Source organism: Pedobacter africanus (assembly GCF_040548825.1).
GTDB lineage: Bacteria > Bacteroidota > Bacteroidia > Sphingobacteriales > Sphingobacteriaceae > Pedobacter > Pedobacter africanus_A.
This window is the reverse complement of record NZ_JBEPSL010000001.1, coordinates 1,581,398-1,605,219: the sequence shown is the minus strand read 5'-3', so window position 1 is coordinate 1,605,219 and position 23,822 is coordinate 1,581,398. Positions and strand designations below refer to the sequence as shown.

The following is a 23,822-nucleotide window of genomic DNA, read 5'->3' as shown; positions in this document are numbered from 1 at the left end:
AGTAAAACCAATGCCATGAAAAGAATAACATTTCAGATTGCAGTGCTGCTTTTAAGCTTGTGCTGTTTTGTGCCTGCAATGGCTCAGAAAAATGGTAGCCTGAACAATCTCAGCGTTTTGTATGTTGGTGGCTCTGCCAACTGGGAAAATGATGCTTTTAAGACACCTGAAGACAAAGCAAAAGATGTACAGCGACGTATGGCTTCATTTGAAGCCATGCTTAAGCAACATTTCAGCAATGTAAAGGTAGTGGATGCCAAGGGGTATACTCAGGACATGTCCAATACTTATGACGTAACTGTAATCGATGGAACGCCTAAACCGATTGCTGAAAGACAAATGATCAAAGATGCCAAGGGCAATGTCACCAAATATATTCCCCCGGCTTACCTGACAGAAAGTTTTAACAGACCTGTTGTTTTTATAGGTGAAACGGGCGAGAAGCTGGGACGTAGCATTGGTTTAAAACTGGATTGGTATTGCCTGTGCCTGGACGCCTATGCACATAGCTTCCGTAAAGAACATCCGATCTTTAAAGGGCCATTCCCGGTAAAAATGACCATTGAACAAAAAGCTACACCAGAAGATGCTTTTCATTACGAGTATTTCATGGGTAAGCCTACCCCTAAAACCTTACCCATGTGGAGGGTGCAAACCAAAGGCTATGTGACTGATAAGGGGTTCAGAATTGGAATGGTAGCCAGACCATGGGGCTTTGAAGATTCTCCGGATGCAGAATCCATTTCCAGCGGGGTATGTGCCAAAACACTGGACGCTGTTGCCTTGGGCCGGCATGGAAACTTCTTTCACTGGGGCTTTGCCGCTTCTCCTGAATACATGACCGCGGAAGCGCAGAACGTGCTGGCAAATGCCATTGTTTATATTTCAAAGTTTAAGGACAAAGGCGTGATTGCCCGTAAATATCTGGACAGGCGCGCCACCAAGGAATACCTGAAAGAAAGGAAATACCTGGCCACAAAAGAAGCTTTTGACAGTTATGCAGAAATGGACCTGAAATTCGATCAGCAAATGCTGGCCGCAAAAAAGGAAGCAGAAGAAAAGAAAGTCAGGAATGAAAAGCTGACAGAACGTGAGGAACAGAGTTTAAGCTACCAGACACAGCCAAAGCAGACCTTTGAAGGCTTTCTGAAGAAAAACCAGAAAGAGCTGTTCAACAAGTTTAGCACGAACAGCGCTGCCTACCTCAAATATTACGATGAAAACAAAGATTACTTTTACTCAGAAGATGCCAGTTACGTAATTACCGTAGATGAAGATGTGAAAAGCCTGGGTATCCCAAACACCGACAAACGCCTGTTGGAAAAATGCATTGCTATGCTGGAAAAAGGTCAGGACACGGAAAAGGCCAAACGCATCCTGGGCCGCTATACCCTGCTTGACTATAAAACGGCAGGAGAGTGGAGGAACTGGTACGAGAAAAATAAGAGCAAAATATTCTTCACAGAAACCGGAGGCTATTATTTTATGGTAAACAGCTATGATAAGGATACCGAAGGAAATAACTATAAAAAAAAGTCAACAGAGGTATCTTATAACCAGATCAAACCGGCAGAAACAAATGACAACAATGCCGTAAGTGTGGCCACAGGTATTGTAGACAAGGGTGCAAATAAAGAAGTTGTGGTTAAAGTCAGGATTCATCCTGGCTACCACATCTATGCTTTTGTTGCAGATGTTGACCCCTATACCCAAACCGCCATAAAGATCAGCCTGCCTGAAGGCTATGCGAAAGTAGGTGATCTAAAAAAGCCTTCTTTCAAATACTTCAGTGATAGTGGAACTACCATTTATGAAGACGAGATTATGTTTACCCAGGAAATCAGTGGCAGCGGAAAAGGCGCAGTAACTTGCGCAATTTCATATCAATGCTGTGATACGCATATCTGCTTTCCACCAGTTAATAAATCATATGAAATTCAGATATAATTTAAAAAACATTAAAGTCTAAAATGTAATAAAATGAGAAAAAAAATGATAATTTCCTTGTTATTGCTTTCTTCATCCGTATTTGCCCAAGAAGGAAAATTCACTGTATCGGGTAAAATAGATGGCCTTGAATCAAAAACAATACGCATTTATACCAAGGACAAAAATGGCAGTAGCGTAGTCGATTCTGTCAAAGTTAGTGATGGATACTTTAATTATACTAGTAAAATTGAAGGTATGGAATCGATTAGTTTTTATCCTCCTAATGAAAGCGTAATGAAGAGGGTAAATAGAGGGTTTTATCCGGCTAAATCCTCTACATTTCAATTCATCGCCTTTCCGGGAGCAAACATAAAATTCAGCGGAAAAATTACTGACTTCGTTGATGCTTACCCCTCTGGAGATCCAGCAAATAATGATCTGGGTAGTTTAAACAACGCCATATATCCATTAATGAATGAGAGTGTTAATCTGGCCGTTAAAATCGCTAAAATTTTAATTACCGATTCTTTAGCTATTAAAAAAGCGAAAGAACAAATTGAAAAGCTGGACAATGACGTAGTAAATATCAAAACAGCATTTATAAAGAACCATCCTTCATCCGCGGCGGCAGCATGGCTGCTTGGCGACATGATGTTAAGAAACCAGGTCAAAAACGAGGAAGCAATTACCCTATATCAGAAAATGGACCAGCAAAAACTAAAAACCAACCCATTCTATATAGAAGTTGTAAAGAGAGTAGAAGGACTTCGAGCCACCACAATTGGGAAGCCTGCTCCGACAATCAACTCAATGCATACTTATAATAAAAAAAGGTTTGAACTTGCTGCTTTGAAAGGCAAATATGTAATTTTAGATTTTTGGGGTACATGGTGCGGCCCTTGTGTTTCCGGAATGCCCAAAATGAAAGAATATCTGGATAAGTACAAGGGTAAAATGGAAATGGTAGGCGTTGCCAATGAGTCTGATAATGGCAATAAATGGCGAGAGTTTCTTGACAAAAATAAGGATTACCACTGGCACCAGGTTTTGAACAGGAATGATGATGATTATATTCTTAAATATAGTGTAGCAGGCTTTCCAACAAAAATTATTGTGGATCCACAAGGGAATATTGTAGGGAGATATGTTGGCGAGGATGATTCGATCTACAAAAGAATAGATGAAATTTTTAAATAAACATAAGAGGTTCGTCAATATGTTATCGTTGTTTCAGTGCGAATTTACTTTCCGCCTGTAAATGATAAGCAATTAATGTCACCAAAATAGCCCTGGTGGAATCGGGCTCTACATAACTAAACTTAATTTTATGAAAAACTTCACTCCCCTCAGCAAAGCTGAGATGAAAAAAGTAGTAGGAGGTGCCTATTGCATGACAGATTCTGATTGTTTACCAAATCAGGTATGCAGTGCCACAACCCATGCCTGTTTTCATAACGATGGCAGCGGTACCATGACCTGTGAGATAACAGGCAGTGGGGGTGGTTGTGGTACAGGGGCTAGCATTACAATGCCCGTTTCACAAGACCCCTATGCATGGTGTAACTCACAACCATGTTGTGCAAGCATTTCCTGCTAATTCGATTTTCAAGGTATGCATGAAAATGCATACCTTAACCCAAAAAACCAAACCAAATGAAATTAAAGCTCCTCTTGTTACTGTTGTTTTATGCCGGAATTCATTCAAATGCCCAGCAAACAACAATAGTTCTTTCTTATAACCCAAACCAGCCTGGTTTCAATAAAGACGCATTTCATTTTGTTTTAAATAAAAAACTATACGCACTTTGCACCGGAAAAATCCCGTCTCATAAACCTGTAAATATCCAGGCAATTAAATCCGGCGAGATGAGCAGCACCATTGTTACCTATGCGCTCAAAGATACCAGCCTTGCCATATTTGAAGATCTTTTTGGTCACGAAGTGATTTTAATTCCGGGAGATACGATGAAAGTTACTATTGGCAAACTGGAAAAACCTAAGGACATATTGCTGCCATGGTATTATAGCCTAAGTTATTCAGGTAAAAACAAATACATCTATAGCATCCTGGATTCCATGGCACTTGCAACTACCGACGTAAAATCAGACATGATCAATCCAAAAGGGAAAACAGCTGATGAATTTATCCGGTTAGCTGAAACGAGGTTTCACAATCGCCAGAATTACCTCAATGAGTATTGTATCCGGCATAATATCCCTTTACACATCAAAGAAATGGTATATAATGAGGTTTATGCAGCTTATGTAAGAGACCTGGTCTTCCTGCAGTCAACTCTGAAATCAGATGACACTTCAGCAGATATTACCTCCATACTAAACCCAAAAATTGATTACAACAGACTTAAATCAGAAGGATTTTCAAAGGCAGTCACTTCAGCCCATGTGCTTTACCAATATCTTCTGGTGATGACTTCGCCCTTCAAATCGGCTGATTTTTATAATCAAAATCGCTTTACTACAACCTACAACCTCATAAAAAGGGACTTTAAAGATGAAATGAGAGATGATTTGCTGTCAAGACACTTGAAAACATACATCAGCTATGGCGATCACAGGATGATCAGCCCGGAAATAATGACACGTTTTAACTCCGACTGTAAAAATCCAAAATTTATCTCTTATATAGATTCATTGCTCAAAACAAAGCAGGTAAAAGAAAGCCTGAATTTTATTGATGTAATGAATAGCCAGGTTACAAACGTAAAAGGAAAATCACAACCATTAAAAGATATAATTACCAAAAAGCCAACCCTGATTGATTGCTGGGCTTCCTGGTGCAGGCCTTGTATTGATGAATTCCCGTTTTCAAAGGAACTGGAAAAAAGCTATGGCAATAAAATAAAATTCATTTATTTATCCTTCGACAAGGATACCAAAGCATGGTGTTCAAAAGCAAAAGAACTGAATTTGCAATCTACCTACCACATGCCAGATAACTTTGAATCCAACTTTGCGGCCTTTTTTAAACTAAAAACGATTCCGAGATACATTTTGATAGATGCAAATGGTATTCTGCTGAAAGCAGATGCGCCAAGACCAAGTGATCCCCGATTGAAAGAAATTTTCGATTCATTGTAATCAATTTTGTCATTGATATTCGAATTAATTTTCTACTTTTAAATAACTAACCAAACTTTCAAACTATGCTCTTATCTCCCTTTTCAAAAAAAGAAAACGCCGTTGCTGTACTTCATGCACTGGTAAAAAAATTAAATGTCCGTGTAAGTTATGAGACCATTAAATCCGCATTACATGAACATCCGGATTATCCAAGTCTGCTGGCACTTAGTGATTGCCTGACCGAATGGAAAATCCCCAACAATGCCTATCAGATTGATAAAAATGATTACAATCCGGCCGATCTTTCCTTTCCGCTGATTGCACACCTTCAGAAAACGGGGCAGTTTATCCTGATCAACAACATCAATAAAGGATCTGTAAACTATACCGACGAGAAAAAAAGCAACGCCAGCATGCCTGAGCAGGATTTTCTTGCCCAATGGGGAGGGGTGATCTTATATGCCGAAGCAAGCGCAGAAAGTGGGGAGGCCGACTATAAAGCACAGTCTTTTAAGGGGCTTTTAAACGGCTTGCGCATCCCTGCACTGGTTGTTGCCATTTTAAGCTGCATCGTCTATGTCTTTTTCCAGTACAGCTTCAGCTGGGTGTTTACAGCTTTAACTGTACTTAGTTTGGCAGGCCTTACGGTAAGTACTTTACTGCTGATCTATAGTGTCAATGCCAGCAATCCTTTTGTACAAAACCTCTGCAGTCTGGGCAAAAAAAACGATTGTAATGCCATTTTAAAATCCAAAGAAGCAAAGGTTACCGACTGGCTAAGCTGGAGTGAAGTAGGCTTTTTCTACTTTGCAGGCTCCTTGCTGAGTTTGTTATTCGTAAATAATGCGGTTCCCTATTTAGCCATTTTAAATTTATGCTGCCTGCCTTATACTTTCTGGTCGCTCTGGTACCAGTATAAAGCCAAAAACTGGTGTGTATTGTGCTGTACGGTGCAGGCTTTGCTTTGGCTGCAGTTTATCGTTTTCGCAACAGGCACAGGATACACAGTACCAGCTTTGGAAATAACCACAATTCTAGCTATGCTGTTCAGTTTTGCAATCCCGGTTGTGATATGGGCATTTGTAAAGCCCTTTATGCTGAAAGCGGAGCAACTGGCTCCTTTGAAACAACAATTAAAGAAATTCAAATACAATAGCGATCTGTTCAACCAGGTTTTGACCAATCAACCGCGTTTTTCGGTACCTAATGACATTATGCCTATTGTATTGGGTAATGCTGAAGCAGAAAACATCATCACCATGGTCAGCAATCCGTTCTGCGGCCCATGTGCCAGTACGCACCGCACCCTTGACCAATGGTTAAATACCAGGGACGATATTCAGGTAAAGATCGTCTTTACCACAGCCAATCATGACGATGACCCGAAAACAAAAGTAGCAAGGCATTTAACCGCGCTGAGTTTACTGGGCGATAAAAAGAAAGTAGAACAGGCATTGAGCGATTGGTACGATAGTGCCAAGAAAGATTACGATACCTGGGCAAAGAATTATCCGATGCAGGTGAATGGCGAAATGGAAGTGGTTACCCAAAGGCAAAAGGAGTGGTGCGAGTTGACAGAAGTTACCTTTACCCCAACCATCCTGGTGAATGGGTACAAGCTACCTGATCCTTACAGACTAGATGACATTAAGTATTTATTGAGTTAAAGACCTTGTGCACAACAAATGAACTGTTAAGTTGCAACGATACGGTTCAGATAACCAGCATCAAGTTATAAAATTGATGCCTCTCATGTAACTCGGGTGAAAATGAGTTACCTACTTTAAAACTCTAAATTCAATGTTATGAAAAATCTAACTCCTCTAAACAGGGTAGAAATGAAAAAAATAACAGGAGGAAATGATACTGTTTCCTGTCCTCCAGGCCAAATTTATGACCCTATAACAGATATGTGTGTTATAGGACGATGTAAAGAAAATGTGATTTGCCATGCTTTTGGTCCTTATAACGGAACCTGTGAACCTATGCAAACCGGGCAGTGTAGATGTGTAAACTATGAAGATGGCGTAGCGGTTGAAAGCGTTCCGTGGGACCTTTGCAAACAAGTAAATTAAGTTATTCCAAAAGAGGGGAGTCATTAATGTGCTCCCCCTTAACAAGATAAAAAATGAAGACCTGGAGCTTAATTGTAGTATTTTGTCTTATGATTAATATCCCTTGCTTTAGTCAGTATAGTTTCGTGCTCAATGCATTCAGTGCTACTTTAACGGGGAAAAAGATCTACTTAAGTTTTATGGACTTTACAACGCTAAGGTTTGTACGAGTGGATTCTTGTGTTGTAACAAACAACTTAATAAAGATGCAAGGAAAAATGACCCAGCCAGCTAGTTTAGTACGTTTTTCAGTATTACACAAAGGAAAATCTGTTGCGTCCAATTTCTTCCTTGATTCGGGCATAAATAATTTCAATATGGAATTAATTAATGACAGAGGCTTGTTGAAGCTACAATCAAATTCAAAGAGCAATCATATCGATAACGAATTGAAAAACATATTTAATGCCAAAGCAGCATCTACAAAAATAAATGGTTATTATCAAGTTACAGCCGCGCTCAATAGTGAAATTATAGCCGAACAAATGAAAGCACTTCATGCTTACAAAAATAATTTTACAGCTATATTGTCTTTATATTTAATTGGTAAAACAACAACTAACGTTGGGGATGCGAAAAAGATACTGACTACACTTGCGATTTTCGAGGATAGTATTAGAAATTCTGAAATTGGTAAAAAACTATACGATGAAAAACTAGCATTGATAACCAATACGGAGTCTTCAAAAATTGGCAACAAAGTAAAGGAGTTTGTTATAAATGATATTGATAATAAAAAGTTTAACAATAATGACCTTAAAGGGCAAAACTATCTGATCGTTTTTTCTGCCACCTGGTGCGGTCCCTGCCAGGAACAATTACCCAGATTAAAAGAAATATACAAAAACTATAAAAGTAAGGGTCTAAAAGTTGTATATTTTAACAATGATGACGATGTAGCGCGTTGGAAAAAACATGTACAATTAAATAAACTGGACTGGATAAATGTATCTGAAAGATTAAAGCCTTCTGTGAGCAAAATCCAAAAATCATTTGGTGTTTATGCAATCCCCACCTGTTTGTTAGTCAATAAAGATGGCATGATTGTCTACAATTCTGATCAAATGGATACAGAACTTTATCAGCTCGAAACATATATAAAGAAAACATTAGAGTAACTTACCCACTTGAAAAAATTCCCCCATTATAAACAACCCGATCAGATGGACTGCGGCCCGACCTGTTTGCGCATCATTGCCAAACACTATGGCCGCAATTACAGCCTGCAGCGTCTGCGCGAAATCTCCGGCATCAATCGAGAGGGCGTGTCCCTGCTGGGTATCAGTGAAGCTGCAGAAAAGATCGGTTTCCGTACCACAGGCATCCGGCTAAGCCTGGAGAAGCTGCATGAAATAGACCTGCCCTGCATCCTGCACTGGCAGCAAAAGCATTTTGTGGTGCTGTACAAGATCAGCTCAAAATCATCTTCCAAAAGAACTTATCACATCTCCGACCCGGCAAGGGGACTGATTGAATATAAAGAAGCAGAGTTTTTAAGGTGCTGGCTCAGCACCCAGAACAACGGACATTCAGAGGGCATTGCCTTAACGCTTTCTGCTGCCCCTGAATTTTATGCCCAGGGAGGTGACCCCAATAAAGGGCTCGACCTGAGTTATATGCTCCGCTACCTGTACAAGTACAAACAGCTCATTGTTCAACTGTTCGTAGGGCTGGGCGTAGGCAGTTTATTGCAACTGATTCTGCCTTTTCTGACCCAGTCGGTAGTCGACATCGGGATCAATACCCGCAACCTGAACTTTGTTTACATCATCCTGATTGCCCAGACCATGCTGTTTCTGGGCAGGATGAGTGTTGATTTTATCCGTTCCTGGATTTTGCTGCACATCACCACCCGGATCAATATCTCCATCCTTACAGATTTTTTGATCAAGCTGATGAAGCTGCCCATGAGTTTCTTTGAAACCAAAATGACGGGTGACATCATGCAGCGGATGAGCGACCAGGGCCGTATCCAGAGTTTTTTAACCGGTTCATCGCTCAGTACCATATTTTCCCTGTTCAACCTGGTGGTATTTGCCTTTGTGCTGGCCTATTACAATGTCAACATCTTTATCATCTTTTTGGTAAGCAGTATCCTGTACAGCCTCTGGGTGATCTTTTTCCTTAAAAAGCGCCGGGAGCTGGACTTCAAGCGTTTCGACATTTCTTCAGAAAACCAGAGCAATATTGTACAGCTGATCGGCGGGATGCAGGAGATCAAACTGAACAACTGCGAGCAGCAGAAACGCTGGGAATGGGAGCGCATACAGGCAGGCTTGTTCAAGTTCAGCATGAAAAGTCTGGCTTTGGGGCAGTACCAGCAGTTTGGGGCTTTTTTCATCAACGAAGGCAAGAACATCCTGATTACCTTTATGGTCGCCAAATCGGTCATCGACGGGCAGCTTACCCTGGGGGCGATGATGGCCATACAGTACATCGTAGGCCAGCTGAACAGCCCTATAGAACAACTATTGGGTTTCCTGCAATCCTTCCAGGATGCCAAGATCAGTCTGGAACGTTTGAATGAGATCCATGAACTGGAAGATGAAGAACCTGTTGACAGACAATTCTTAAGGGAACTTCCATTGAACAAAAGCGTCAGCATGCAGAACATCACCTTTACCTATCCCGGTGCGGGGAATGAGCCTGTTTTGCAAAACATCAGCCTGAACATCCCCGAAGGAAAAACTACGGCCATTGTAGGCATGAGCGGAAGCGGCAAGACCACCATTTTAAAGCTACTGCTGCGCTTTTATGAACCTGAAAAGGGCGAGATCAGGGTGGGCAGTACCCATCTGCAGCAGATCGGTTACCGCTACTGGCGGGGCAAATGCGGCATTGTGATGCAGGATGGATTTATCTTTTCGGATACCATAGCCCGCAACATTGCCGTGGGCGATGAATACCCGGACATGCCCAAACTGCTGCATGCCATCCAGGTAGCCAATATCCGTGAGTTTATTGAAGAGCTGCCGCTGGGCCTGAACACCAAAATCGGTGCGGCAGGAAATGGCATCAGTCAGGGACAAAGGCAAAGAATGCTGATTGCAAGGGCAGTTTACAAAAACCCGGACTATATCTTTTTTGATGAGGCTACCAATGCACTGGATGCCAATAACGAAAAGGTGATCATGGAGAACCTGGAAACCTTCTTTAAAGGACGTACGGTAGTGGTGGTGGCCCACAGGCTCAGCACGGTTAAACATGCCGATAACATCATTGTGCTGGACAAAGGGCTAATTATAGAACAGGGCACACACCAGGAACTGGTAAGTGCTAATGGGGAATATTATCAGCTGGTGAAAAACCAATTGGAACTGGGGGCATAAGTATATGGAAACAACAACAGAACAGGCACAGGAAACAGACAAAAGGATCAACGGACTGGAGGTGAACAGCGAGGAGGTGCAGGAGATCATCACTGCAGTGCCTTCCTGGCTCCTGCGCAGGGGCATAACGCTGATTTTCACTATCCTGCTGGCCATAGTACTGATCTCTGCCTTTATCCAATACCCCGATGTGGTGAAAACCAGTCTGAAGGTCAATTCCCTGAATGCACCAAAGGCAGTATTTGTAAAACAGACCGGTAAACTGCTTAGCCTGCTGGCTCCAGAAGGCAGCACGGTTAAGCAAAACCAGCCCCTGGCCTTTATGGAAAGTACGGCCAATCATAACGATGTATTGAAATTGCACGACATCCTGGCAAAGATCACTGCTGAACTGAGTGCTAGCGGCATTGCCCCGAACCTTTTGGTAAAAGGCTTAAACCTGGGCGAACTGCAGGGGGCTTACCAGAATTTTTACCAGCAGTACCTGCAATATGTATCGGCACAGAATGGGGGCTATTACCTGAACAGGAAACAGTTCCTGGAGCGCGACCTGAAAGAGATCGAAAAGTTAAAGGCGCAGATCATCGACCAGCAAAAGATTCAGGAAAAGGAGTTTGCCAATGTGGAGCATGAGTTTGAGGCTTACAAAAAACTGTACCAGAAAAACATGGTCTCTACCAGCGAATTTAAGCAGCAGGAGAACAAATACCTGGCCGGCAGGTATCCTTTGCAGCAAAGCGCTACCGCCTTGCTGAACAACAATACCAATTATGCAGCCAAACAAAAGGAAATCCTGGAGCTGGAACATACCATACAGGACGAAAGGGCAAAGTTTGTACAGTCGCTCAGCAATATGGTAACCGAAACCGATGCCTGGATCAACCAGTACATTTTAAGGGCGCCTGTAGATGGGCGGGTGAGTTATGCAGGGATAGTGCAGGAAAACCAGACCCTGAACGCAGGGCAGGAGGTATTTATGATCAACCCGGCCAATACCGATTTCTTTGGAGAGGTGTACATCCCGCAGTATAACATGGGTAAGGTTAAGACCGGGCAGCGCACACTGGTAAAGATGAGGAGTTTCCCTTTTGAGCAGTATGGACTGATCAGGGGCAAGGTCAACTATATCTCTGATGTGGCTTTTAAGGATAGTGTATTTATTGCCAAGATCGGTTTTGAACGCTTTGAGAACAAAGACCCTGAGCATAAGATTGTATTGAAAAACGGTATGCAGGCGGATGCAGAGATCATTACTGAAGAAAGTTCCCTGCTGCAAAGGTTCATGAGGAATATCACAAAGATGTTAAACAGCAATTGAGGGAAATCCCTTAACTTTATACAAACTTATTAGATCATGAAACTAAAAACATTGTTGTTCGCATTTGCAGCAGCGCTGACCATTCAAACGGCAATTGCGCAAAGCACACCTGCCCCGGCTACCGAGGTATTGAACGCCGCCATTAAAAAGGCTGCAAAAGAAAAAAAACAGGTATTGGCTGTTTTTCATGCCTCCTGGTGCGGCTGGTGCCATAAAATGACGGCCAGCTTAAACGATCCGGCCATCAAACCTTACTTCGACAAAAATTATGTGATTGCCGACTTTACAGTGTACGAGAGCAAGGGAAAAGAAAACCTGGAAAACCCAGGCGCTGCCGATCTGTTGAAAAAATACAACAATGCCGATCAGGGCTTACCTACATGGCTGGTATTTGATGCCAAACAAAACCTGGTTGCCGATTCGCAGATGAGACCTGCAGGTGCTGCACTTACCGCTAAAGGCGATAACGTAGGCTGTCCGGCAAAACCGGAAGAAGTTGCACACTTTATTGCTTCCTTAAAGAAAAGCTCTAAACTGAACGATAAAGAACTTGAAGATATTGCTGTGGTTTTCAGGAAGAATGAGATCAAAAGATAAAGAAATTATTAAGTTATAAAAAAGGCGCAGGTCAGATGATCTGCGCCTTTTTTATGACCATACCATAGTAAATGTCATTTAATATTTATAAGATTGTGGAAATTCTGATGAAACAGATTGGGCATTCAGCAGTCTGATTAGAGAAAAATAGTTAAATTAGACAATCATTCAGACGGAAGGGAAAATACAATGGTAACGTATGGTGGTCTTTCAGATCAGGAACTTGTTTCCTTGCTAAAGCACGGAGACAGGCTTGCATTTACCCAGATTTATGACAGGTACAAATACCTGTTGTATGCCCATGCTTTCAAAAGGTTAAGAAATGACGAAGAATCGGAAGACCTGATCCACGATCTTTTTGCCACATTATGGAACAGAAGGGAAACTTTTGAACTGAAAAGCCATTTACAAGGTTACCTGTATACCGCAGTCAGGAACCGCATATTCAAGCTACTGGCGCATAAGGATATTGAATCTGAATACATTTCCTCATTTCAGCAGGCAAGTGAACAGAGCAGCAATATTACCGACTACCTGGTGCGGGAAAATCAGATGGCCATGAGGATCGAAAAAGAAATTGCCGCCCTGCCCCCAAAAATGCGGGAAGTATTTGAGCTGAGCCGCAAACATAACCTTTCGCACAAAGAAATCGCAGAACAATTGGGCATTTCAGAACAGACAGTTTCCAGGCAGGTAACCAATGCCTTAAAGATCCTGAAAACAAAGCTTGGCCTGTTGGTTTACCTCGTTTTCCTGATCAGGTAAAAAAATATTTCTTTTTTTTAATATCATCTACCTGTTACCCGGATGTTAAGGGTCTATAGTACTAATCAGGGCAAAACCCACCCTTTAATATGAACAAACACGAAGTAAAAGCACTGTTAGAAAAGTTTGACGCAGGTAACTGCAGCGAAGAGGAGCTTGCCATGCTGGAAAGCTGGTATATAACCTGGCGAAACGAAGAACCGTTAAAAATAGAAAGTACTGTTGCAGACAGAAGCGTTGAACGGATTTGGGCGAGATTGCAGGAGAATGAAGAAAACAAATCAGTTAAATTATGGCCAGGTAAACTAATATGGTGGGCAAGTGCTGCTGCTGTGTTTATCGTAATGGGTATTGGCTTCTATTTTTATAAAAACCAACACGCTGCACCTTATGCAAACGACATTGCTCCGGGTAGCAACAAGGCTTACCTCATATTGGCCGACGGGAGCACCATCAGTTTAAGTGATGCAAAAGCAGGATTAAATATACAGGATAACCAGCTCCACTATAATGATGGAACCCAGGTAAAAACAGGATCAAAAGATTTATCGCTCCTGGAAAAAGGCATTACCATTAATACTCCTCGCGGTGGTACTTACCAGATAAGCCTACAGGATGGTACCCGTGTGTGGTTAAATGCAGCCTCAAGCCTCACCTATCATAAAGGTCTGAACAAGCGTGGTGAACGTATAGTAACGCTAAATGGGGAGGCTTATTTTGAAGTAGCCAAAGACAAAATTCACCCATTCATTGTACAAAGCAAAAAACAAAGGGTAGAAGTGCTGGGTACGCATTTCAACATCAGCAATTATGATGACGACAGCACCGCTAGAACAACCCTGCTGGAAGGGAGTGTGAAGATTAATGAAACGATGCTGAAACCAGGCCAGCAATCGGTAATTACAGGTAATCAGCTTAAGGTTGTTCCGGCCAATATAGAATTGGCAATGGCCTGGAAAAAAGAGGATTTTATATTTGAAGGGGAGGATTTTAAAACAACCATGCGGAAAATTGGACGCTGGTATGATGTAGATATTGAATACGCCCCTGGTGTAAGGGAAGACATTGAACTGGGCGGTTGGATCTCCAGGAAAAGCAAGCTTTCTGAAGTACTGGAAAAAATAGAACAGGTAGGAAATGTACACTTTAAAGTTGAAGGAAGGAGGATTATAGTGGAAAAATAGATACCATCCTGTATAAGCCTTAAAACAAGAAGTCAGAAGTGCACCAACACTCCTGACCCAAGTTTGGCTTAGATGAATCAAATTATCAACGTAAACGCATAATGCCGAAGCTTCGAACCTAAAGGCAGCATGCTCACCAAAACCTTAAACAAATGTATAAAATTTATAGTTGTAAACTATTGCGCATTATGCGATTAACCACCGCCATATTAATAGTAACCATGTTACAGGTAAGTGCCGCTACCTTTGGCCAGCGGGTAACACTAAACGAACAGAAATCTTCCATTGAAAACGTCCTTAAAAAGATAAGGTCCCAAACCGGCTACGATTTTTTATTCGAACGCAAACTGGTGAGGAGCGCCGGCTTGGTAGACCTTAAACTCAACAATGTAACCTTAGACGAGGCGCTGAAAACCCTGTTCAGCAAAGTTCCGCTGACCTATAACATTGATGGCAAAATTGTGGTCATAGAAGCCAAAAAGAAATCTATCCTGGATAAAGTTATTGATCTATTTAGCGAAATTGATGTAAAGGGTAGGGTACTGGATGAAGAAGGAAAGCCCTTGCCCGGGGCAACCATAAGCATCATCTTTCAGGAGTCTTCTGAAAACAAGAAAACAGGGGATTTTTCTATGATGGTTAAGGGAAGAAAAGCGGTTACCATAACAAATGCTGCCGGAGAATTTGAACTTAAAAGCATAGATGAAAAGGCTTACATCATTATTTCCTATACAGGTTACCAGGACTATTCTGTTAAAGCCGCAAAAGATCTGGGCACCATTAAAATGAAGCTCTCCGGAAATCTGGAAGAGGTCATTGTAAGTACGGGTTACCAGAAGATATCAAAAGAGCGGAGCTCCGGTTCATTTTCAAAACCTGATATGGAGGTGCTGGCCAACAGGGCAACCAGCACCAATATCATACAGCGGCTGGACGGCCTTATCCCGGGACTTGTAATCAACAACTCACCGACCTCTGGCAAACAGCAGTTTCTGATCCGCGGATTAACGACCTTGCCTACAGTACAAAATTATACGAGTGCTTCTCCTTTATTTGTGGTAGACGGGATCGCAGTGCCTGACATCTCTTTTATAAACCCTCAGGATGTGTTGGATGTAACCGTACTAAAGGATGCAACTGCCGCCTCCATCTGGGGTGCCCGTGCGTCGAATGGTGTGATTGTGATCGTCACCAGAAAAGGGGAGAACAGTCAGAAACTGAAGATCAATTACGACGCATTTGCCAATTTCCAGGGCCGGCCTGATATCGAATATTTCCCGGTATTGAATAGTCAGCAGTATATCCAGGCATCTAAAGAAACCTTTGATCCTGTAAGCTTTGCCTACAATCCTGCTTATAGTCCCGCTACCGGCAATACCGGCTATTCACCTGATCGGCAAATAGAGTGGGATTTTTCCCGTGGAAAAATTTCGGCAGCTGTAAGAGCTAGCAGGTTGGATAGTCTTGCCGCCATAAATAACCTGAGCCAGATGCGGGATATCTTTTACCGTCCGCAAACGCTGATGAACCATACCCTGTCTATGTCTGGCGGCACCGAAAAATATGCCAATTATACTTCGTTAGCTTATACAGGTAATCAAAATTACATCCCTGGAAATAAAGACAATACATTTAAGATCAATACACGGAACGACTACACCTTCAACAGCTGGATCAAGGCATTCTTTATTGGCGACCTGACCAACCAGCGTACCGGCTCAAACCGGGCTGTTTCACCTGATAACCGCTTTTTGCCTTATCAATTGTTCCGTGATGCACAAGGTAACAATATCGACATGTCCTATCTGGGTTTCCTGCCAAATGAAGCCATTGGCCCGATAGCCAGTTTAACCGGACGGAGCCTGAATTATAATCCGCTTAGTAATGCAGAAACCGGCACTACAAATAGCAATGCCTTAATTGCACGCCTAACATCAGGTCTTACCATAAACCTTTACAAAGGCTTACGCTATGAGGGTGTATTTGGCTATACCAGAGGAACAAACCGAACAACAATATACGACGACAATACAAATTATAGCCAGAACATCCTGCTGCTTAGGTTTGCCCAGAACAATAACGGAAATATCAAATATAATTTACCCAATACTGGCGGCAGATATGCTGTTTCCAGTTTAACCGATGAGAACTGGACACTCAGGAATCAACTGGTTTATGATTACGCTACATTAAATCAGCTCCATCAACTCAGTGTGCTGGCAGGGTATGAAGAACAGGAACAGAAGAATATCATCACAGGCAATACTGTATACGGCTACGATCAGAACGCAGAAACATCGGTATTGCTTGATTACAATACACTGGCAACAACAGGTATAGTAGGAGGAATCCTGCCATCGCTCGGTGGAAATGCAATATTTGGAGGAAACTCAACACTCGGTGAAGCCCCTGTTACACAACACGAATCATTACTCAGGTTCAGATCTTATTACGCCAATCTGGGCTATACCTATGGTAAAAGATATACCATAAATGCAAGCTGGAGACAGGACAAAAGTAATTTGTTTGGAATTAACAAATCGGCACAACGCAAACCTGCATGGAGCGTTGGCGGTAAGTGGGCCCTAAGCAATGAAGAATTTATGCAGAGCGTCAGCTTTGTGAACGATTTGTCGGCCAGGATTACCTATGGCATCGGTGGAAATTCTCCTCTGCCGGGTAAAAGTGCGAGTCAGGATGTATTAAGACCATTATCAAATCCTTATGTACCGGGTGGACAAGGATACTATGTAGCTACCGCTGGTAATAAGAATCTGACCTGGGAGCAAACCAGAACACTTAACATTGGGTTAGACCTTTCTCTGCTGGACCGCCGTCTGAACGCTTCATTGGATTACTATCAAAAAAAATCAACCGATCTGATCGGGCCTCTGGAAGTAAATCCTTTTACAGGCTTTCCTACCATTGTAGGTAATGTAGGTGATCTTTCAAACAAAGGAATAGAGGCTGCCATTAATTCTGTAAACATCCGCAACCATAGCTTTCAGTGGAACAGTTCCTTTACATTGGCTTACAATAAGAATAAGATCACCAAAATCAACCTGCTAACCGCTGTCGCCACTGGTCGCGATCAGATCGCTGCCCAGTATTTACCAAATTATCCTGCCTTCTCTGTCTTTGCTTATAACTACGCCGGACTGGATGCCAATGGTAACCCACTAGTAAGACATTCAGACGGTACCACATCCTTAGGAATGACGAATGCAGACTTACCTAAGGTAAATGATGTGTTATTTAAGGGCGTATTCCAGCCGGCATGGAGTGGGGGGCTATCCAACACCTTTGCTTATAAAGGTCTTTCGCTCAACATCAATGTCATTTACAATCTTGGCCACGTCATGTTCCGCGACGTAAATAACACCTATATAGAATCCACACAGGGTTATGGTTTTATTAGCAACCAGAATTTCCAAATAGGAAACCTGCATGCTGATTTTGCCAATCGCTGGCAAAAACCTGGTGATGAGAACCGGACCGATATTCCAGGATATAAGACACCTTCTGATAACGCAGACAGAAACACAGCCTATTATATTTATGGCAACCAGAATGTGGTCAGCGCTTCTTACATGAAGATAAGGGATTTGGGGTTAACCTATGCATTTCCACGGTCTGTTATCGGAAAATTGAAAATTGAAGGCCTGAGCCTACGCGCAGGTATGTCAAACATCATGCTTTGGAAGGCCAATGATTACGGTATTGATCCTGAATTTCAGGATGCACGCTATGGCTCAAGATCCCTGCCTACAGGCCAAAATGCATTTAATGTAGGTGTTCATTTAACCTTATAATTTAAAAGCCATGTCTTACTATAAAAATATTATAAACATAATCAGCATTGCTATTCTAACCATAAGTTTAAGTTCTTGTAAAAAGGATTTTCTGGAAGTTGTTCCAAAAGGAGTGGCCATTGCCACCAAAACCTCTGATTATGAGCGTTTGCTGAATGACCTTAACTTAAATTCTATAGCTTCAGTTTCACAGATTGTAATGTCTGATGAGCTTGCGGGCTTTGCCCCTTTGTACAGCCCCGGAACAGGTGTTTTGAACATTGCCGATCAAAAGGCTTTCGAATATCAGGACGACATTTACCTGCCAACTGAAAATACATCTGAACTAACCCAATTGGAAAAACAGTTATACACCTATAATAAGGTAATTAACGAGGTAATGGAATCTAAAGAAGGGAACGATGCTCAGAAAAAGAGTCTGCGTGCCGAGGCGCTAGCCGGGAGGGCATGGGTGCATTTCATGCTCGTTAACTATTATGGCAAACCCTATAATGCCGTCACAGCTGCTTCTGACCCTGGTATTCCCTTAATAAAAATAGCAGACGTAACCCAAACTACGTTCACCCGAGTCTCAGTACAGGCCGCTTACGACCTGATCATCGCCGATTTAACGGAAGCCATTTCTGATCTGCCTGCCCGGATCATCAGCAGACACCGCATGTCCAGAGCAGCTGCAGAGGCAATACTGGGAAAAGTATACGTATACATGCAGCAATTTGATAAAGCCTTGCCCTTGTTTACCTCCTGTCTCGCAAATCTTTCAAACGCCAGTGTTTCAGTAGGACTATATGATTTTAATGGCGCTTTTAGTACAGGAGGGGTTTTCTTCCCGGTCAACCCCTTTACAGGCCCAAACAGGACCAATATGCAAATCGACCAGGAGGTATTGTATCTGAAAATGTTCATTAATTTTTACAGTTATTTTTTTTCAGGTATTCCCATCAGCAGACAAACTGCAGAATTGTATACAACAACAGATTTGCGCCTTAATTTTTTTACAGCCTCACCTTTCCCGCCAACAGGCGCTACTTATCCGAATAAAATGATGAGGTGTTATGGCAAATATGCCAATATGGGGATAAATGTTCCAGACGTTTATCTGTTAAAGGCCGAATGCGAATCACGTAGAGGTGATCTTACCAATGCCGTTAATGACCTTGTTGCCTTGCGTAGAACAAGGATGAACAAAAATGTGGCAAACGCAGCCGATGTACCCGCAAATATCGCTTCAGATAAAGTGGCGCTGACCAAATACATTTTAGAAGAAAGGATCAGAGAATTTGCTACCACGGGAGAGCGTTGGTGGGATATGCGTCGTCTTTCAGTTGACGACACCTACAAATCTACAGTAGGCATGGTACATCACATGTATGATGCCACAGGAAATATTGTCAAATCCTATCCATTAAGGCCTGAAAGGTTAACCTTCCGGTTTCCTCAGTATATCATAAACGCTAATCCGGGTTTGCAGCAAAACCCATAAAAACAGGGACAAAAAAAACAATTTAATAAACGGAACCATGAAAAAATTAATCATGATGTCCATACTATGCCTGTACGCAGGCATAGTATTCGGACAAAAAAGAGAAACAAAAGTAACCATTGAGCTTACCTCAATTAAGCCCGATTCTATCTGGGTGGCCGATTATGGTGAAGTCTTTTTTGCCAAACCAGACAAAGACAATAAATACGTATTGCATTTTAAACACGATAAGCCTTTAAAAGTTAGAATAGGGTTTGACAAACCAGAAAAAAGAAGCATGACTTTGTATCTTGAACAGGGTGGGCCGTTGAACATTATATCTGATTTTGATAAAAACAGTTCATTTTCTGGTAAAGATGCTGAAAACACCAGGGTATTAAACGAATGTACCAACATTTATGCATCAGCATATCAGAAGAAGGGAGAAGAAATAGGTGATAAAATATTGAGCCCGGAAGATGCTGTAAAAACCTATTATGATCTTGGGCAATTGAAATTGAATGTGCTGGAAGCCAACAGGCAAAAGGTTAGTAAGACGTTTTATGACGACTGTTACATCTCTTTTTCTTGTGAAAAGCTGAATCTCCCGATTTTGCTTCCAAAATACTATGTTACCCCGGAAAAAAAGTTCTCAAAATGTATTCCAGCCAGCTATTGGAACCTGGAGAAAGACATTAAAGTGGATGACCGGTACATCACGAATCCCAACTATGAGAGATTTATGACACACGTTTTTCCGGCATTTTTAAGCAATAAGGAAAAATTCAAACTGGGAACACTGGATAAATCTTTATCGCCGGAAGCAGAGCTTAAACTTAAGATGGCACTCGTAGAAAAAACATATCCTGAAAAGCTAAAGCGTGCTGCCCTTTTTGGGATGGTGAATGCTGCTGTGGGCAGCAGTAAAGATCTGGTTCTGGTTAAACCATTAATGGACAATTACATCGCCAAATATGCTACTGAAGCCCAGGCAAAGGAATTAAGAGCCAATTATCTTAAAGTGGATAAATTATCCGCCGGAAAAACGCCTCCGCCTTTTGTTCTAAAAGACCTGAACGGTAAAGATGTAACCCTGAAGGATTTTGCAGGTAAAGTAATCTATATGGATTTCTGGGCAAGCTGGTGTTCGCCCTGCAGGTATGAAATGAAAAACGGGAGTCCTAAACTACATGAGAAATTTAAGGACAATAAGGATGTAGTTTTCTTATACATCAGCTTAGATAGTAAGATAGATGCCTGGAAGAAAGCAATTGCTGATGACAAAATAGAAGGAATACATTTACTTTCTCAAGCCAAAACTGGTGTAGATAGCGCCGTAGGCAAGGCCTTTAACATCAGCGGCATCCCGCGCTATGTCATCATTGGCCGTGATGGAAAAATCTTCGATAATGACGCACCAAGGCCAAGCCAGGATGTTACACCTGCAAAAATCAATGAAGCATTAAACAAAAGCTAAATATTAAAAAATGAAAAGAACGATCGCAATTATCCTCCTGTGCATTTGCACGGGAATTGCATTTGGCCAGCAAAAAGGAGCCACCATTACGGTAGACGCCGGTCCGCTGAAGTTAGACTCCCTGCGCCTCTTTAAGTACGACAATGACGACATCTACGCAAAACCAGGCAAAGACGGAAAATTCCACTATAACCTTGCAGATGGGCTTCCTAAAGAGGTGATATTAATTGGTCCGAAAAATAAAATGGTTTATGCGTTTCTGGAAAACGGTAGCCAGTTGAACATCAAAACTGATTTTGACCAGCAGACAACCTACTCAGGTAAAGGCGCAGAAAATTCGCAGGTCTTTAATCACTTTATGGACGTTTTTGAAACCAAAAAAGCTAAAATCGATGCCAGTAAAATGACCACCAAAGAGTTTTTTGACGTACTGAACAGCACCAATCAAATTCCGATCGACCTGCTTAATGAAAACAAACAAAAAGTTACCCCTTCTTTTTACAACTACGAACTCACCAGCCTGAACTACGCTAAATTAAAAGATTACATGTGGTACGGATACTATTACATCCTTGGGGTAAAGAAAAAGTTTGCAGACGAATCTCCGGCAGATTTATGGGAACTGGACAAACAGGTGAAATACGACGACCAGCTGTTGGGTAATCGTGCTTACGATGCACTTCTTTTATATTTCTATCCGCCGTATCTGCGCAGAAAAGAACTTTTTTTACAAGGAAAACTGGATAGCCCGCATGAGCTCCAGGATGCCCGAACCGATTATGATATGATTCTCAAATACTATCCGGCAGGCAAAGTAAAGAATGAAGCTTTAAGTAAAACCATAGTCAGCGTGCTCGATCAGGCCAAAAACCTGAAAACCGTAAAATCCCTTATGGAAGAACACATTGCTAAATACAGTGATGCCAGCACTGCAAAAATGCTAAGAGAGAAGTATAAGGCGATGGACAATCTATCCGCCGGAAAAATGGCACCTGCATTCACTTTAAAAAGCCTGGAAGGTAAAGATGTATCACTTCAGGATTTCAGGGGTAAAGTGGTATATATTGATTTCTGGGCAAGCTGGTGTGCACCGTGCAGGGGAGAGATGAAGAATGGCGCCCCTAAACTGCATGCCAAATTTAAAGACAATAAAGACGTGGTTTTCCTTTATGTGAGTTTAGACAGCAAAGTAGATGCCTGGAAAAAAGCAATAGCCGAAGATAAGATAGAAGGCATCCACTTGCTTTCTCAGGCAACTTCAGGTATGGATACGCCTATAGCAAAAGCTTTTAACATTAGCGGAATTCCACGTTATGTGATCATTGGTAAAGATGGCAGTATCTTCGATAATGACGCACCAAGGCCAAGCCAGGACATTACACAAACAAGGATCAACGAGGCGCTGACCAAATAGCAGCTTTGTAGCCCACGTTATTTATTAAATCCGACCGGTACTTTTATGAAGTACCGGTCTTTTATTTTTAAACCTTATCTTTGCCCGGACATTCGTCACCTAATCCCGTTCATGCAGCAACCTTCCGATTCCATATACACCCTACAGTTTGGCCTTGTTTGTTTAAGTTCCTTTCTTTTCTCCGCCAGTTTCAACATGCTTATTCCTGAACTCCCGGCTTATTTAACCACTATGGGCGGAGCGGAATATAAAGGTCTCATTATTGCCCTGTTTACCCTCACAGCAGGGATATCCCGGCCATTTAGTGGTAAGTTAACCGATACCATTGGCAGGGTACCAGTAATGGCAGTGGGCTCTCTGGTTTGTTTTGTATGTGGTTTCCTTTACCCTTTGCTTACGACCATTGCCGGTTTTCTTTTTCTGAGGTTAATCCATGGTTTTTCTACCGGCTTTAAGCCAACCGCTACTGCCGCCTATGTGGCCGACCTGGTACCAGCAGGGAAATGGGGAGAAGCCATGGGGGTACACGGGGTTTGTTTTAGCACCGGACTGGCCATTGGCCCTGCAATAGGCAGTACCATTACCGATCATTATTCCATCAATGTCCTTTTTTATTGTTCTTCTCTATTCGCCTTGCTTTCCATTGCCATTCTGGCCAATATGAAAGAAACCCTGCCGGGAAAACAGAGGTTCAGGGTGGCTCATCTAAAGATCAGCAGAAAGGACATCATTGAATGGCGTGTGATACCGGCAGTGGTGATCATCTTTATGAGTTATATCAGTTACGGGGCTATCTTAACCGTAATTTCCGATTGGAGTGCCCATTTAGGCACCAGCAACAAAGGCCTGTTTTTTATGGTATTTACGCTTACTTCCTTGCTGATCAGATTTGTGGCAGGGAAGGCTTCCGACCAATACGGAAGAACACTGATCTTAAAAATATCACTTAGCCTTCTGGCCGTTTCGCTGCTTTGGATTGGCCTGGCCAGTTCTTCTTTAAGTTTAATGCTGGCTTCGGCGCTTTATGGCATTGCCACGGGTATGCTCTCGCCAACTGCTACAGCATGGACGGTAGACCTGAGCGAACCCACACAAAGGGGAAAAGCCATGGCAACCATGTACATTGCCCTGGAGGCAGGCATAGGATTAGGAGCTTTGCTTGCCGGATGGTTGTTTATTGATGATATCCGGATGATTCCTGTCACTTTTTATTACTGCACAGGTGTAACCCTTATCGCACTGGCTTACCTGCAGTTTTTTTACAAGGCCAAAAGCAATCCGAAAGGTAGTTAGTGTATTTTTTACAATATTATTTTTGGTGTATAATTGAATTTGTTACA

The 23,822-nt window shown here is 42.1% G+C and carries 17 protein-coding genes; all 17 read left to right on the top strand.

Features of this window, described 5'->3' with window-relative positions; genetic code table 11:
- Nucleotides 1-15 precede the first annotated feature (15 nt).
- The 17 genes from ABIE26_RS06590 to ABIE26_RS06510 all read left to right on the top strand — a co-directional run bounded on the left by ABIE26_RS06590 (nucleotide 16) and on the right by ABIE26_RS06510 (nucleotide 23,775).
- Nucleotides 16-1,947: a protein-disulfide reductase DsbD domain-containing protein gene (locus tag ABIE26_RS06590; protein WP_310138717.1), complete on the top strand. Its 1,932-nt coding sequence runs from the start codon at nucleotides 16-18 to the stop codon at nucleotides 1,945-1,947.
- Nucleotides 1,948-1,980: 33 nt separating this feature from the next.
- Nucleotides 1,981-3,126, top strand: coding sequence for a TlpA family protein disulfide reductase (locus ABIE26_RS06585; RefSeq protein WP_310138720.1), 1,146 nt, complete (start codon nucleotides 1,981-1,983; stop codon nucleotides 3,124-3,126).
- A 130-nt stretch (nucleotides 3,127-3,256) separates the two neighbouring features.
- A complete protein-coding gene (locus ABIE26_RS06580) occupies nucleotides 3,257-3,526 on the top strand; it encodes a hypothetical protein (protein WP_310138722.1) in 270 nt (89 codons plus the stop codon).
- A gap of 56 nt (nucleotides 3,527-3,582) precedes the next feature.
- Nucleotides 3,583-5,028, top strand: a complete 1,446-nt coding sequence (locus tag ABIE26_RS06575; RefSeq protein ID WP_310138725.1) for a TlpA family protein disulfide reductase — start codon at nucleotides 3,583-3,585, stop codon at nucleotides 5,026-5,028.
- 65 nt (nucleotides 5,029-5,093) lie between these two features.
- Entirely contained in the window at nucleotides 5,094-6,677 is a 1,584-nt protein-coding gene (locus tag ABIE26_RS06570) for a cysteine peptidase family C39 domain-containing protein (protein WP_310138727.1), read from the top strand.
- A gap of 138 nt (nucleotides 6,678-6,815) precedes the next feature.
- Nucleotides 6,816-7,085, top strand: a complete 270-nt coding sequence (locus tag ABIE26_RS06565; RefSeq protein ID WP_310138729.1) for a hypothetical protein — start codon at nucleotides 6,816-6,818, stop codon at nucleotides 7,083-7,085.
- 53 nt (nucleotides 7,086-7,138) lie between these two features.
- A complete protein-coding gene (locus tag ABIE26_RS06560) occupies nucleotides 7,139-8,242 on the top strand; it encodes a TlpA disulfide reductase family protein (protein WP_310138731.1) in 1,104 nt (367 codons plus the stop codon).
- A 9-nt stretch (nucleotides 8,243-8,251) separates the two neighbouring features.
- Entirely contained in the window at nucleotides 8,252-10,453 is a 2,202-nt protein-coding gene (locus ABIE26_RS06555) for a peptidase domain-containing ABC transporter (RefSeq protein WP_310138733.1), read from the top strand.
- A gap of 4 nt (nucleotides 10,454-10,457) precedes the next feature.
- On the top strand, nucleotides 10,458-11,771 hold the full coding sequence (locus ABIE26_RS06550) for an HlyD family secretion protein (RefSeq protein ID WP_310138735.1): 1,314 nt from the start codon (nucleotides 10,458-10,460) through the stop codon (nucleotides 11,769-11,771).
- A gap of 36 nt (nucleotides 11,772-11,807) precedes the next feature.
- Nucleotides 11,808-12,368 (top strand): thioredoxin family protein, encoded by a 561-nt coding sequence (locus ABIE26_RS06545; RefSeq protein ID WP_310138736.1) that lies wholly within the window; start codon nucleotides 11,808-11,810, stop codon nucleotides 12,366-12,368.
- 189 nt (nucleotides 12,369-12,557) lie between these two features.
- On the top strand, nucleotides 12,558-13,133 hold the full coding sequence (locus tag ABIE26_RS06540) for an RNA polymerase sigma factor (RefSeq protein ID WP_310138738.1): 576 nt from the start codon (nucleotides 12,558-12,560) through the stop codon (nucleotides 13,131-13,133).
- An 89-nt stretch (nucleotides 13,134-13,222) separates the two neighbouring features.
- Nucleotides 13,223-14,317, top strand: coding sequence for a FecR family protein (locus ABIE26_RS06535; RefSeq protein ID WP_310138741.1), 1,095 nt, complete (start codon nucleotides 13,223-13,225; stop codon nucleotides 14,315-14,317).
- Between the two features lie 188 nt (nucleotides 14,318-14,505).
- A complete protein-coding gene (locus ABIE26_RS06530; RefSeq protein WP_310138743.1) occupies nucleotides 14,506-18,129 on the top strand; it encodes a SusC/RagA family TonB-linked outer membrane protein in 3,624 nt (1,207 codons plus the stop codon).
- A 10-nt stretch (nucleotides 18,130-18,139) separates the two neighbouring features.
- Entirely contained in the window at nucleotides 18,140-19,612 is a 1,473-nt protein-coding gene (locus tag ABIE26_RS06525; RefSeq protein WP_310138744.1) for a RagB/SusD family nutrient uptake outer membrane protein, read from the top strand.
- Between the two features lie 37 nt (nucleotides 19,613-19,649).
- On the top strand, nucleotides 19,650-21,068 hold the full coding sequence (locus ABIE26_RS06520) for a TlpA family protein disulfide reductase (protein ID WP_310138747.1): 1,419 nt from the start codon (nucleotides 19,650-19,652) through the stop codon (nucleotides 21,066-21,068).
- 10 nt (nucleotides 21,069-21,078) lie between these two features.
- Nucleotides 21,079-22,482: a TlpA family protein disulfide reductase gene (locus tag ABIE26_RS06515; RefSeq protein ID WP_310138748.1), complete on the top strand. Its 1,404-nt coding sequence runs from the start codon at nucleotides 21,079-21,081 to the stop codon at nucleotides 22,480-22,482.
- A gap of 111 nt (nucleotides 22,483-22,593) precedes the next feature.
- Nucleotides 22,594-23,775, top strand: coding sequence for an MFS transporter (locus ABIE26_RS06510; protein WP_310138751.1), 1,182 nt, complete (start codon nucleotides 22,594-22,596; stop codon nucleotides 23,773-23,775).
- Nucleotides 23,776-23,822 lie beyond the last annotated feature (47 nt).

Coding starts and splice junctions, on each gene's coding strand:
- ABIE26_RS06590 (WP_310138717.1), top strand. CDS start 16: ATGAAAAGAATAACATTTCAGATTGCAGTGCTGCTTTTAAGCTTGTGC.
- ABIE26_RS06585 (WP_310138720.1), top strand. CDS start 1,981: ATGAGAAAAAAAATGATAATTTCCTTGTTATTGCTTTCTTCATCCGTA.
- ABIE26_RS06580 (WP_310138722.1), top strand. CDS start 3,257: ATGAAAAACTTCACTCCCCTCAGCAAAGCTGAGATGAAAAAAGTAGTA.
- ABIE26_RS06575 (WP_310138725.1), top strand. CDS start 3,583: ATGAAATTAAAGCTCCTCTTGTTACTGTTGTTTTATGCCGGAATTCAT.
- ABIE26_RS06570 (WP_310138727.1), top strand. CDS start 5,094: ATGCTCTTATCTCCCTTTTCAAAAAAAGAAAACGCCGTTGCTGTACTT.
- ABIE26_RS06565 (WP_310138729.1), top strand. CDS start 6,816: ATGAAAAATCTAACTCCTCTAAACAGGGTAGAAATGAAAAAAATAACA.
- ABIE26_RS06560 (WP_310138731.1), top strand. CDS start 7,139: ATGAAGACCTGGAGCTTAATTGTAGTATTTTGTCTTATGATTAATATC.
- ABIE26_RS06550 (WP_310138735.1), top strand. CDS start 10,458: ATGGAAACAACAACAGAACAGGCACAGGAAACAGACAAAAGGATCAAC.
- ABIE26_RS06545 (WP_310138736.1), top strand. CDS start 11,808: ATGAAACTAAAAACATTGTTGTTCGCATTTGCAGCAGCGCTGACCATT.
- ABIE26_RS06540 (WP_310138738.1), top strand. CDS start 12,558: ATGGTAACGTATGGTGGTCTTTCAGATCAGGAACTTGTTTCCTTGCTA.
- ABIE26_RS06535 (WP_310138741.1), top strand. CDS start 13,223: ATGAACAAACACGAAGTAAAAGCACTGTTAGAAAAGTTTGACGCAGGT.
- ABIE26_RS06530 (WP_310138743.1), top strand. CDS start 14,506: ATGCGATTAACCACCGCCATATTAATAGTAACCATGTTACAGGTAAGT.
- ABIE26_RS06525 (WP_310138744.1), top strand. CDS start 18,140: ATGTCTTACTATAAAAATATTATAAACATAATCAGCATTGCTATTCTA.
- ABIE26_RS06520 (WP_310138747.1), top strand. CDS start 19,650: ATGAAAAAATTAATCATGATGTCCATACTATGCCTGTACGCAGGCATA.
- ABIE26_RS06515 (WP_310138748.1), top strand. CDS start 21,079: ATGAAAAGAACGATCGCAATTATCCTCCTGTGCATTTGCACGGGAATT.
- ABIE26_RS06510 (WP_310138751.1), top strand. CDS start 22,594: ATGCAGCAACCTTCCGATTCCATATACACCCTACAGTTTGGCCTTGTT.